This is a genomic window from Mediterraneibacter sp. 210702-DFI.5.30, assembly GCF_020560115.1.
GTDB classification, from domain to species: domain Bacteria; phylum Bacillota; class Clostridia; order Lachnospirales; family Lachnospiraceae; genus Mediterraneibacter; species Mediterraneibacter faecis.
The window spans coordinates 1-12,106 of the sequence record NZ_JAJCME010000007.1; the positions used below are offsets into that span (position 1 = coordinate 1).

Consider the following 12,106-nt stretch of genomic DNA (forward strand, 5'->3'; position numbering starts at 1 on the left):
CGATTTAAAATGGCGAGATGCGTTGCTGGTCGCACATCGTGTGAACAGTAACAGCTTTCCCTTTTTATGTTATATACAATGTTATATACACAACTTCACATATCTTGACATTTCTCACATCTTCATTCAGAATAGAAAGGTAAGACCTAAAAAGGAAAATGTTTACAAATATACATTATTGACAGGAAAAGAGGTTTATAAAAAGATGAAGATTTTGCTTGCAGCGGTGAATGCAAAGTACATCCACTCAAATCTTGCGGTCTATTGCCTGCGCGCATATGCAAAAGAGCAGCATCCGGCTAGCAATATTACAATTTCTGAATATACGATCAATCAGCCATTTGATGAGATTTTGATGGATATTTATAAGCAGGCACCAGATGTTCTCTGCCTTTCCTGTTATTTATGGAATGTGACAGAAGTAGGACAATTGATACAGGAGATTCCAAAGATTCTGCCGGATACGAAGATCTGGCTTGGAGGTCCGGAAGTTTCTTATAATGCAAGAGAAGTTCTGGAAAAATATCCAATGACAGAAGGTATCATGCGCGGAGAGGGTGAAGAGACTTTTGCAGAACTTGTGGCATATTATGAAGGCCGTGGTGCGGCTGAATTGATCAACATTCATGGAATTACATTTCGGGAAGAAGAAAAACAGATTGCTGCGACACCGTCTCGACAGATTATGGATCTGAGCAAAGTACCGTTTGTCTATGGTGATATTGAGAATTTCAAGAACCGTATCATTTATTATGAGACGAGCAGAGGCTGTCCGTTTTCTTGTAGTTATTGTCTTTCTTCAATTGATAAATGTCTTCGATTCCGTAACCTGGAACTTGTGAAGAAAGAACTGCAGTTCTTTATTGATCATGAAGTGCCACAGGTTAAGTTTGTTGACAGAACATTTAACTGTAAGCATGATCATGCGATGGCAATCTGGAATTATATCAAAGAGCATGATAAAGGGATTACAAATTTTCATTTTGAAGTGGCAGCAGATCTTCTGAATGAGGAAGAGATTGAGTTGATCCGAAGTTTGCGTCCAGGACTCATTCAGCTGGAAATTGGAATTCAGTCAACGAATAAACAGACGATCAAAGAGATCAACCGTTCCATGAATCTGGAAAAAGTACGTGATAAGGTAGCAAGGATTCATGAGAAGGGAAATGTGCATCAGCATTTAGATTTGATCGCAGGTCTTCCATATGAGAATTATGATAGTTTTGCTCATTCTTTTAATGAAGTTTATGCTATGGAACCGGATCAGTTTCAGCTTGGATTTCTGAAAGTACTGCATGGATCTGTGATGCATGAGAAGATGAAAGAGTATGAGCTGCTTTGCCAGAATCGTCCGCCGTATGAAGTGCTTTCAACAAAATGGCTTCCATACAGTGATGTGATCCGTCTGAAGAAAGTAGAAGAGATGGTGGAAGTTTACTATAACAGTTTTCAGTTTAGTCATACGATGAGACTTCTTGTGGAATTGTTTCCATCCGCATTTTCCATGTATGAGAAAATGGGCAATTATTATGAGAAGAAAGGCTTGTTTGGGTTGAATCATTCAAGACTTACTCGCTATGAGATATTGTGGGACTTTGTAGAATCAGAATTAGCAGAATTCACATGTTCGGAGAAAATGCAGAAGAAAGAAGAGGATTTTAAAGAGAAGGTGCTTGAAAGCATGACTTTAGATCTTTACCTGAGAGATAATGTGAAGAATCGTCCGGCATTTCTTGGAGAGAGCAAAGTAGAAAAAGATGTAGCGTCTGAATTTTATAAGAAAGAGGCAGAAGAGCACAAGTATCTGAAGGATTATGAAGGATACGACAGCCGCCAACTGCGAAAGATGACTCATCTGGAGCGATTGAATGGAAAGTTGCATCTTTTTGATTACAGACATAGAAATAAGCTGAATCAGGATGCGGCGATTTATATAATAGAGGACTAGTATAGCGTTGCAGATATTAGAAAGATATTTGCATATGGTTTTGTTAATGGAAATGGAGAAAAAAGATGAATTTTTATGATAAAAAAGTAAGACGTTTGGTGTCAATTATTATTTTGGTGGTTATTGTTGCAATGGTTGCAACGATGGTGATTCCATATCTGGTCTAAGGAGAGTGTGATGCGGACAGGGAGAGTAACGCAGACGATCTGGAATCGTTCTGTAAAGAAACAGATCCAAAAAGGAAACAGGAATTCAACAGGAAAAACTGCGTGGGAAGAAAGCAGTTCCGAACTGATATCTGACGAAAAGGATTTTGTCTGGAGCAGCACTTCAGTAAGCGGAAAAGCACCGGCACAGGTGAAATATGCAGTAATTAAATCAGCAGGAGATCTTGCGGCAAAGAGAGTCAGACCAACAGCGGTTTCAGTACAGATTTTGTTTCCTGAAAGTTCTGACGAGCAGGAATTAAAAGATATTATGAGAATCCTGACAGAGATTTGTGAGGAGACAGGACTTTCCATTACCTGTGTACAGGCTGAAAGTGCAGAGTATGTTTTGCAGACAGTGATTCATATTACTGCTGTCGGCGTGAAAGAAAATCCAAAACAGCAGATGAAAAAATGGTTACCGGGAACGGAAATCATTCTTTGCGGTTATACAGGATTAGAAGGAACGTTGCGATTGGTTGAAGAGGCAGAGGCAGATCTTCGTACAAGATTTACATCATCTTTTATAGAAAAAACAAAGCGTTGCAAGGAATCACTTATACTTCCGAAACAGATCTTAAAGCTTCCGGAAGAAGCGAAGAGCAGACAGTGTGGGGATGGAGGTGTACTCTGCGGATTATGGGAACTTGCAGAGGCAGAAAAGACAGGATTTGAGATTGATTTTTCAAAACTTGCACTTAAGCAGGAAACGGTGGAAATCTGTGAATTCTTTCAGCTGAATCCATATCTTCTCACATCAGCCGGAAGTTATCTTGTGCTGACAGAGCATGGAGAAGAGACATTGGAAATCTTGAAGAATGCAGGTGTTCCGGCGGTACGAATCGGATTTGTAAAAGAACAGAACGCAAGAACACTTGTAAATGGAGAAGAAACCCGTTATCTGGATCGTCCGGCACCGGATGAACTGAGCCGTTGGTGGAAAGAACGAAAAGAATCAGAAGAATAAGAAGATAGAAGAGGCGATAATTATGTTAAACATTGTACTTTATGAGCCGGAAATTCCGGCAAATACAGGGAATATCGGAAGAACCTGTGTAGCAACAGGGACAAGGCTTCATTTGATCGAGCCATTGGGATTTAAGCTGAATGAGAAAGCATTAAAGCGCGCAGGCATGGATTACTGGAAAGATCTTGATGTGACAACTTATATTGATTATCAGGATTTTCTTGAAAAGAATCCGGGAGCTAAAATCTATATGGCAACGACAAAAGCGCATAAAGTCTACACAGAAGTAGAATATGAGCCGGATTGCTATATTATGTTCGGAAAAGAGAGCGCAGGAATTCCGGAGGAGATTCTTGTAGAGCATGAGGAAGACTGTATGAGAATCCCGATGAACGGAGATATCCGCTCATTGAATCTTGGTAATTCGGTGGCAATTGTGTTGTATGAAGCACTGCGACAGAATGGATTTGCAGGAATGAATTTAAGTGGAGAACTGCATGAACTTCATTGGAAATAAAGTGAAAAAGGAACAGGGTCAAATCATTTGTAAAAAGGTTTGATCTTGTTCCTTTTTTGAATGGTAAATAATGATGTGAGTGTCAAAAGTAAATTTTGCCACTCACTGATGTAACCGGATTGCTTCGCATTTCATGCAAGCATGAAACGCATGACCTTTTGCCCCTTGTATTATTAAATAATCAGATATTTATACAAATACACAAAAAACGTTTAATAAACTACAAAAAATAGACGAAATATTTAGTAATCTAAAAAATTTTTATAAAAATCTAATAAAAAGTTTGATTATTACGACAAAATATGCTATGTTTAAAATAACATCGTTGTGCGAAAGTTACAAACAGAAAGAGAATAGGAAAGAAAAGTATGGTAATAATATATTGATACATGCTGCGAACAGCGTAATCCTTAGATATTAATGTGCAGTAACAACATACAACGAAGAGATCTTATTGTTCAAAATCACATAAGAACAATAAAAAGGGGGAGACAGGAAAGGTGGTGTAGATACTATGGTGGATGAGACAATCCGGTCAATTAAAGAAGCAGAACAGCAGGCAGAAGAGATTCTTGTAAAAGCGCAGGAACAAAAAGAACAGATTCTGAAAGATGCATCTCTTCAGGCAAAGCAGATTCATGAAGAATTTATAGAAGAGGCAAAAAGAACTGCCGGTGGACTGGATGAGAAAGCCAGAGAAGAGGCGAAAAATCAGGAAGATAAAGAAGCAGAGAAGCTTAAAGATGTGATCGAAGAGCTGAAGGTTTCTGCAAGAGAGAAAAAGGGTGCAGCAGTGCAGCTAGTTCTTTCTGAATTAATCTGATCCATGTGGTCGTAACAAAAAAGGAGGGATAAGATTATGGCGGTACTTAAGATGCAGAAAATCAGCATCTGTGCCCTGAAGAAAGATCGAAAAGCAATCCTGGAACAGTTACAGCATCTTGGAGTTCTTGAAGTTGACAGGGACAAAGAAGAGGATGCATTCTTCCAAAAGATGGACACAACCGGACAGCGGATGAAATTTGAAAAAGCGGCAACGGCAGCAGATCAGGCACTGGGGATTCTGGATGCTTACGCTCCGGAGAAAAAGTCATTACTTTCTTCGCTGGAAGGAAAAGAACTGATCGATCGCGAGTTGGAAGAAAAGGTTCAGATATCTGGACCAGAACTGATCAAGACAGCCCGCGGAATTTATGATCTTGATCGCGAGTATGCTGAGCTTAGAGCAGGCATAGCAAAGATTGAGAATCAGATTGAAAGTCTGATGCCGTGGATGGCATTAGATGTTCCGCTTCAGGAAGGGAAGACAAAAAGGACTGCTTTGATCCTGGGAACAATGCCGGGAGAACTTACTCTTGAGAACATTTATTCCATTCTACTTGAGAAGACTCCGGAAGTGATGGAGAAAACAGGGGTCGATGTACATTTAGTTTCAGCAGAATCTAATATGATCTGCATTGCAGTCATCTGTTTGAAAGAACAACTCCAGACAGTGGAAGAAGCACTTCGGAGTGCAGGATTTGCAAGACCGTCCCAGAAATGGAGCAAGACACCAAAAGAGCAGAAGGAAGTACTGGAAACAGAGATAGCAGCGTCAAGAGAGCGGATGACGCAGTGCGAGGCAGAACTTAAGAGCCTGGCTTCCAAAAGAAAAGAACTTCAGGCCGTAGCAGATTATTACAGAGTCCGAGCAGATAAGTATGCAGTTCTCGGAGATCTTCTTCAGTCAAAGCGTACATTTGTGATAAGTGGATATATACCGGCATGTGAGTCAGGTCCGGTAGAGAAATCTTTGACAGAGAAATATAACTGTATGGTAGATATTGAAGACATTGAAGAAGGTGAAGAAGCACCGGTTATTTTAAAGAATAACCCATTCTCTACAAACATGGAAGGTATTGTAGAATCTTACGGATTACCGCATGCCGGAGAAATCGATCCGACAACGATCATGTCATTCTTCTACGTATTTTTCTTCGGAATGATGTTGTCAGATGCAGCGTATGGAGCAGTTGTTGCAATTGTGTGTGCGATTCTTGTGAAGAAATATCCAAGAATGTCACAGAGCATGGCAAAATCTTTGAAACTGTTCTTCTACTGTGGAGTATCTACACTTGTATGGGGCGTTCTATTTGGAGGATATTTTGGAAATATCGTAGACATTGTTTCAGAAAAATTCTTCGGACATACGGTAACAGTTCCGGCACTTTGGTTTGTTCCATTGAATGATCCAATGAAACTTCTGGTTTATTCTTTGTTATTTGGAACAATTCATTTGTTCGTAGGACTTGGAATTAAAGGTTATCTGTGCTTAAAAGATGGTAAGGTTGTAGATTTTATCTGTGACGTTGTACTTTGGTTTGTGATGCTGATTGGGTTGATCCTGATGCTGCTTCCAAGTGACATTTTCGCATCGATCGCACAGACTACGATCGTGTTCCCGGCAGCTTTGAACACTGCTGCAAAAGTGATGGCTGCGGGTGGAGCAATCGGTATTGTGCTGATGTCAGGAAGAGCAAACAAGAATCCGGCGCTTCGGCTTGCGCTTGGAGCGTATGATTTGTATAACGTGACAGGATGGCTCAGTGACGCATTGTCCTATTCAAGACTTCTTGCACTTGGACTTGCAACAGGAGTTATCGCATCCGTTATCAATCAGATGGGAGCGATGCTTCCAAACAATGTGATCGGTGTGATTCTTTTCATTGTGATCTTCATTGTGGGACACGTATTGAACCTGGCGATCAATCTGCTGGGAGCTTATGTACACACAAACCGTTTACAGTTTGTGGAATTCTTCGGAAAATTTTATGAAGGCGGCGGAAAAGCATTCGAGCCTTTTAAAGAAAATACGAAATATGTTGATGTTAAGGAGGAAACAACATTATGAATATAGCAGGTGAACTTGGAGTTGTATATGGATTATTAGGCGCAGCAATCGCAGTATTATTCGCAGGTGCAGGATCTGCGTTAGGTGTAGGAATCGCAGGACAGGCAGCATCAGGTGTTGTAACAGAAGACCCGAGCAAATTCGCTAAAGTACTTATCATGCAGCTGCTCCCAGGTACACAGGGACTGTATGGACTGCTTGTTGGATTTATTACACTTTCTAAAATTGGTATTCTCGGCGGTGGCGGAGTAGAAGTTAGCGTTCAGTCAGGACTTATGATCCTTGCAGCTTGTCTCCCAATCGGTATTGTTGGATTGATTTCAGGTATCGCACAGGGTAAGACAGCAGCGGCTTCTATCGGAATCGTAGCAAAGAAGCCAGAGCAGTTTGGTAAAGCAATGCTGTTCCCGGCAATGGTTGAGACATATGCGATCCTGGCTCTTCTGATTTCCTTCCTCGCAGTAAGTGGTATCCAGCTGTAAGAAATAAATAAAAAGGAGAGCGTGGAGATGAGTGGACTTGACAAAATGAAAGCGCAGATAATCGCAGAGGCGCAGGACAATGCAAAAGAGATACTCGCACAGGCACACGCACAGGCGGATTCTATAATTGGGGAAGCAAAAGCACAGGCAGAGAAAGATGCACGGAAGATTGTCGCACAGGCAGAAGCCAGAGCAGAAGATTCTGTGAAACGCCTGGCCTCTTCATCAGATATGAGAAAGCGCAAGGCAGTACTTGAGGCGAAACAGGAAGTGATCAGTGAAGTTCTTGAAGATGCTTACAAAGCAGTCGGAGAGCTTGATGATGCAGCTTATTTTGCAATGCTTGAAAAGGTTCTTGAGAAGTATGTACTTCCGGAAGAAGGAACCATCTGCTTTACAGAGAAAGACAGAAAACGTATGCCTCAAGGGTATATGGAAAAAGTATATGAAACAGCGAAGAAGAAAGGCGGAAGCCTGGAACTTACAGAGACAGTGCCGGACGGAATGGATGGGGGATTTATCCTGACCTATGGCGGCATCGAAGAAAATTGTACGATCAAAGCGTTGTTTGATGCAAGAAGAGAAGAGCTATCAGATAAAGTGAACCGGCAGCTGTTTACAGCAGTGTAGCCGCAAGGAGGGATAATCTTGAGTAAGACAAAATATACCTATGCGGTTGCCAGAATCCGTGCACTGGAAGTCTCTCTTTTAACGAATGCAGTGATCGAACAGCTTCTTGCGTGCAAGAGTGCAGAACAGGCTCTACAGCTTCTGGTTGAAAAGGGCTGGGGAGATCTGACAGCAGGAACGTTGGATGCAGATGAAGTTCTGAATAAGGAAGAAGAGAAGATGTGGCAGACAATCCGTGAGGTGGCACCGGATATGCATGTATTCGATGTTCTGTCACTTCCAAAACTTTATCACAACCTGAAAGCAGCGATCAAAGAAGTGTGTACGGAAGTAGAGAATAAAAACATTTTTTACGATGACTGTGAGATTCCTGGAGAAGAGATGTTTGCACTTGTCCAGAACAAAGAATTTGATAAGCTGCCGGGGAATATGCCAGCAACAGCAAGAGAAGCATTTGACACTCTGCTTCACACAAGAGACGGACAGTTGTGCGATCTTATTATTGATCGCGCAACACTGGAAGCTATGCTGGAAGCAGGGAAAAAATCAGGTGAGAAGATCATTGAAGAGTATGCACAGACAGCAGTTGCGATCGCTGATATTAAGATTGCAGTAAGATCTCAGAAGACAGGAAAAAATGCAGAATTTATGAAAAAAGCAATGGTAAATTGTTCCGAGATCAATGTGGATCAGCTGACACAGGCAGCATTGGCCGGTGCGGAGGAGATCGCACAGTATCTGGAAGGAACATCTTATCGTGAAGGTGCCGATGCACTGCGTATATCACCGTCTGCATTTGAACGCTGGTGTGATAATAAAATGACAGATTCTATGAGGTCACAGAAATATGAATCATTTTCCGTTGGACCGCTTCTGGCGTATCTGTTAGCCAGACAAAATGAGATCAAGACAGTACGGATTATACTGACCGGAAAGCAGAATGAATTTCCGGATGAAGCAATCCGGGAAAGGATAAGGGAGATGTATGTATAAGATTGCAGTAATGGGCGATTATGACAGTATCTATGGATTTGCCACCCTCGGTCTTAGCATCTGCCCTGTGAAGGACCGGGATGAGGCGAAGACAAAGCTTCGCCAGCTTGCAGAAGGAAATTACGGCATTATCTATATTACAGAGGCTGTGGCTGCACAGATTCCGTCAGAGATCAACAAGTACGGTGAGCAGACATTTCCGGCGATTATTCAGATCCCGGGTGTGTCGGGGAATACAGGAGCCGGAGTTGAAGGCGTGAAGAAGACAGTTGAGCAGGCCGTCGGATCAGATATTCTGTTTGGAGGAGTAAGCGAATGAGCACAGGAGTGATTAAAAAAGTCGCAGGACCTCTTGTTATCGCAGAGGGAATGCGTGATGCGAATATGTTTGACGTTGTCCGTGTATCGGAACAGCGTCTGATCGGAGAGATCATTGAGATGCACGGTGACGAGGCATCCATCCAGGTATATGAAGAGACATCAGGTCTCGGACCTGGAGAACCGGTTGAATCTATGGATGTTCCAATGTCTGTAGAATTAGGACCTGGTCTGATCGCAAGTATTTATGACGGAATCCAGAGACCACTGGATGATATTATGAAGATTTCCGGAAATAACCTGAAAAGAGGAGTTGAAGTTCCGTCTCTTAAGAGAAATCTGAAATGGGAGTTTGTTCCTACTGTAAAGGTTGGAGATGAAGTAGAGACAGGAGATGTGATCGGTACAGTTCAGGAAACAGTTCTTGTACAGCAGAAGATCATGGTTCCTTACGGAATTAAAGGAACAATCAAGGAAATCAAAGAAGGAACATTTACAGTAGAAGATATTGTAGCAGTTGTTGAAACAGAAAAAGGCGAAAAAGAATTAACTATGATGCAGAAGTGGCCGGTTCGTCGCGGTCGTCCGTATAAGAAGAAACTTCCACCGGAGATGCCACTTGTAACAGGACAGCGTGTTATCGATACATTCTTCCCAATCGCCAAGGGCGGTGTTGCGGCCGTTCCGGGACCTTTCGGAAGTGGAAAGACAGTAATCCAGCATCAGCTTGCAAAATGGGCTGAGGCAGATATTGTTGTCTACATCGGATGTGGAGAGCGTGGAAATGAGATGACAGACGTTCTGAACGAGTTCCCTGAACTGAAGGACCCGAAGACAGGGCAGCCTTTGATGCAGAGAACTGTTCTGATCGCAAATACATCGGATATGCCGGTTGCAGCTCGTGAGGCATCCATTTACACAGGAATTACAATAGCAGAGTATTTCCGTGATATGGGATATTCTGTAGCACTTATGGCAGACTCAACATCCCGTTGGGCTGAGGCACTTCGTGAGATGTCAGGACGTCTGGAAGAGATGCCTGGTGAAGAAGGATATCCGGCTTATCTTGGAAGTCGTCTGGCACAGTTCTATGAGCGTGCCGGACATGTAGTTTCTCTTGGAAAAGAAGGAAGAGAAGGAGCACTTTCCGTTATCGGAGCAGTATCTCCTCCGGGTGGTGATACATCTGAGCCGGTATCACAGGCAACACTTCGTATCGTCAAAGTGTTCTGGGGACTGGATGCATCCCTGGCATACAAGAGACATTTCCCGGCAATCAACTGGTTGAAGAGTTACTCCCTGTATCTGGATGATATGGAAAAATGGTTTAACGGACAGGTTGCCGAAGACTGGATGGAAGGCCGTCAGAAGATGATGACACTGCTTCAGGAAGAAGCAGAACTGGAAGAGATCGTTAAGATGGTAGGTATGGACGCACTTTCACCGTCCGACCGTCTGAAGATGGAAGCTGCAAGATCGATTCGTGAGGACTTCCTGCATCAGAACTCTTTCCATGAAGTAGATACGTATACGTCATTGAAGAAACAGCACATGATGATGGTTCTTGTTAACGAATTCTTTGACAGAGCAACCGATGCATTAAAAGATGGTGCATCACTTCAGAAGCTGATCTCAATGCCGGTCAGAGAGCAGATCGGACGTTTTAAATATGTGACAGAAGATAAGCTTGACGAAGAATTTAAGCAGGTTGATGAGACATTAAGCGCTCAGATCGCAGCAGCATTTGTAAAGGAGGAAGGTTAAATGCCAAAAGAATATAGAACCATTCAGGAAGTGGCCGGACCTCTGATGCTGGTGCATGGAGTAGAAGGCGTAACATATGATGAACTTGGAGAAATCGAGCTGGCGAGCGGAGAGACTAGAAGATGTAAAGTTCTGGAAGTGAACGGAAGCGATGTCCTTGTACAGCTGTTTGAAAGTTCAACAGGTATTAACCTCTCCAACAGTAAAGTCCGATTTCTTGGACGAAGCATGGAACTTGGTGTATCAGAAGATATGCTTGGACGTGTCTTTGATGGACTTGGTAATCCGATTGATGAGGGTCCGCAGATCCTTCCGGATGCCAGAATGGATATCAATGGTCTTCCGATGAATCCGGCGGCCAGATGTTATCCGGAGGAGTTTATCCAGACAGGAGTATCTGCGATTGACGGATTGAATACACTGGTTCGTGGACAGAAGCTTCCAATCTTCTCAGCATCCGGTCTGCCGCATGCACAGTTGGCAGCACAGATTGCCCGTCAGGCAAAGGTACTTGGAACAAATGAAAACTTTGCGGTTGTATTTGCTGCTATGGGTATTACTTTTGAGGAGTCTAACTTCTTTATCGAAAGCTTCCGTGAGACAGGAGCACTCGACAGAACAGTATTGTTTGTAAACCTTGCGAATGACCCGGCAATCGAGCGTATCGCAACACCACGTATGGCGCTGACAGCAGCAGAGTATCTTGCATTTGAAAAGGATATGCATGTCCTTGTTATTCTGACAGATATCACAAACTACGCAGATGCATTGCGTGAGGTATCCGCAGCCAGAAAGGAAGTCCCTGGACGTCGTGGATATCCGGGATATCTGTATACAGACCTTGCAACACTGTATGAAAGAGCAGGACGTCAGAATGGCAAGAAGGGAAGTATCACAATGATCCCGATCCTGACAATGCCTGAGGATGATAAAACTCATCCAATCCCTGACCTGACAGGATATATCACGGAAGGACAGATCATCTTAAGCCGTGAGCTTTACAGAAAAGGAGTAACACCTCCAATTGATGTTCTTCCATCTCTGTCCCGTTTGAAAGATAAAGGAATCGGAGCAGGTAAGACAAGAGCAGATCATGCCAATACGATGAATCAGTTGTTTGCCGCTTATGCGCGTGGTAAAGATGCAAAAGAGCTGATGGTTATCCTGGGAGAGGCCGCACTGACAGAAATTGACCTGAAATATGCACGTTTCGCAGATGCATTTGAGAAAGAATATGTATCTCAGGGATATCAGACAGACCGAAGTATTGAGGAAACATTGAATATCGGATGGAAGCTGCTTCGCATGCTGCCGCGTACCGAACTCAAACGAATTGACGATAAATATCTGGATGAATATTACGACAAAGAGTAAGAATAGACAGAGTGATC

Annotated in this window: 11 protein-coding genes; all 11 read left to right on the forward strand. The window is 42.8% G+C overall.

Annotated features, from left to right (window positions below; genetic code table 11):
* Nucleotides 1–205 precede the first annotated feature (205 nt).
* A complete protein-coding gene (locus tag LI126_RS08775; RefSeq protein ID WP_055173140.1) occupies nucleotides 206–1,948 on the forward strand; it encodes a B12-binding domain-containing radical SAM protein in 1,743 nt (580 codons plus the stop codon).
* 177 nt (nucleotides 1,949–2,125) lie between these two features.
* Nucleotides 2,126–3,121 carry an AIR synthase-related protein gene (locus LI126_RS08780; RefSeq protein WP_227165223.1) on the forward strand — a complete coding sequence of 332 codons (996 nt, stop codon included), beginning with the start codon at nucleotides 2,126–2,128 and terminating at the stop codon, nucleotides 3,119–3,121.
* Between the two features lie 22 nt (nucleotides 3,122–3,143).
* On the forward strand, nucleotides 3,144–3,638 hold the full coding sequence (locus LI126_RS08785) for a tRNA (cytidine(34)-2'-O)-methyltransferase (protein WP_227165224.1): 495 nt from the start codon (nucleotides 3,144–3,146) through the stop codon (nucleotides 3,636–3,638).
* Nucleotides 3,639–4,152: 514 nt separating this feature from the next.
* Nucleotides 4,153–4,461 carry a hypothetical protein gene (locus LI126_RS08790; RefSeq protein WP_227165225.1) on the forward strand — a complete coding sequence of 103 codons (309 nt, stop codon included), beginning with the start codon at nucleotides 4,153–4,155 and terminating at the stop codon, nucleotides 4,459–4,461.
* Between the two features lie 36 nt (nucleotides 4,462–4,497).
* Complete coding sequence (locus LI126_RS08795) at nucleotides 4,498–6,528, forward strand: V-type ATP synthase subunit I (RefSeq protein WP_227165226.1); 2,031 nt, start codon at nucleotides 4,498–4,500, stop codon at nucleotides 6,526–6,528.
* On the forward strand, nucleotides 6,525–7,010 hold the full coding sequence (locus LI126_RS08800; protein ID WP_015527973.1) for a V-type ATP synthase subunit K: 486 nt from the start codon (nucleotides 6,525–6,527) through the stop codon (nucleotides 7,008–7,010). Before LI126_RS08795 ends, LI126_RS08800 begins: the two co-directional genes overlap by 4 nt.
* Nucleotides 7,011–7,037: 27 nt before the next feature.
* On the forward strand, nucleotides 7,038–7,640 hold the full coding sequence (locus tag LI126_RS08805; RefSeq protein ID WP_055148626.1) for a V-type ATP synthase subunit E: 603 nt from the start codon (nucleotides 7,038–7,040) through the stop codon (nucleotides 7,638–7,640).
* Nucleotides 7,641–7,658: 18 nt separating this feature from the next.
* Nucleotides 7,659–8,633: a V0D/AC39 family V-type ATPase subunit gene (locus LI126_RS08810; RefSeq protein WP_055160444.1), complete on the forward strand. Its 975-nt coding sequence runs from the start codon at nucleotides 7,659–7,661 to the stop codon at nucleotides 8,631–8,633.
* Nucleotides 8,626–8,952 (forward strand): V-type ATP synthase subunit F, encoded by a 327-nt coding sequence (locus LI126_RS08815; protein ID WP_015527971.1) that lies wholly within the window; start codon nucleotides 8,626–8,628, stop codon nucleotides 8,950–8,952. The genes LI126_RS08810 and LI126_RS08815 overlap by 8 nt, the downstream gene beginning before the upstream one ends.
* The gene (locus tag LI126_RS08820) at nucleotides 8,949–10,715 is read left to right on the forward strand and encodes a V-type ATP synthase subunit A (RefSeq protein WP_015527970.1); all 1,767 of its coding nucleotides are present in this window, start codon (nucleotides 8,949–8,951) and stop codon (nucleotides 10,713–10,715) included. The genes LI126_RS08815 and LI126_RS08820 overlap by 4 nt, the downstream gene beginning before the upstream one ends.
* A complete protein-coding gene (locus LI126_RS08825; protein ID WP_015527969.1) occupies nucleotides 10,716–12,089 on the forward strand; it encodes a V-type ATP synthase subunit B in 1,374 nt (457 codons plus the stop codon).
* The last annotated feature ends 17 nt before the right edge of the window (nucleotides 12,090–12,106 follow it).

Coding starts and splice junctions, on each gene's coding strand:
- LI126_RS08775 (WP_055173140.1), top strand. CDS start 206: ATGAAGATTTTGCTTGCAGCGGTGAATGCAAAGTACATCCACTCAAAT.
- LI126_RS08780 (WP_227165223.1), top strand. CDS start 2,126: ATGCGGACAGGGAGAGTAACGCAGACGATCTGGAATCGTTCTGTAAAG.
- LI126_RS08785 (WP_227165224.1), top strand. CDS start 3,144: ATGTTAAACATTGTACTTTATGAGCCGGAAATTCCGGCAAATACAGGG.
- LI126_RS08790 (WP_227165225.1), top strand. CDS start 4,153: ATGGTGGATGAGACAATCCGGTCAATTAAAGAAGCAGAACAGCAGGCA.
- LI126_RS08795 (WP_227165226.1), top strand. CDS start 4,498: ATGGCGGTACTTAAGATGCAGAAAATCAGCATCTGTGCCCTGAAGAAA.
- LI126_RS08800 (WP_015527973.1), top strand. CDS start 6,525: ATGAATATAGCAGGTGAACTTGGAGTTGTATATGGATTATTAGGCGCA.
- LI126_RS08805 (WP_055148626.1), top strand. CDS start 7,038: ATGAGTGGACTTGACAAAATGAAAGCGCAGATAATCGCAGAGGCGCAG.
- LI126_RS08815 (WP_015527971.1), top strand. CDS start 8,626: ATGTATAAGATTGCAGTAATGGGCGATTATGACAGTATCTATGGATTT.
- LI126_RS08820 (WP_015527970.1), top strand. CDS start 8,949: ATGAGCACAGGAGTGATTAAAAAAGTCGCAGGACCTCTTGTTATCGCA.
- LI126_RS08825 (WP_015527969.1), top strand. CDS start 10,716: ATGCCAAAAGAATATAGAACCATTCAGGAAGTGGCCGGACCTCTGATG.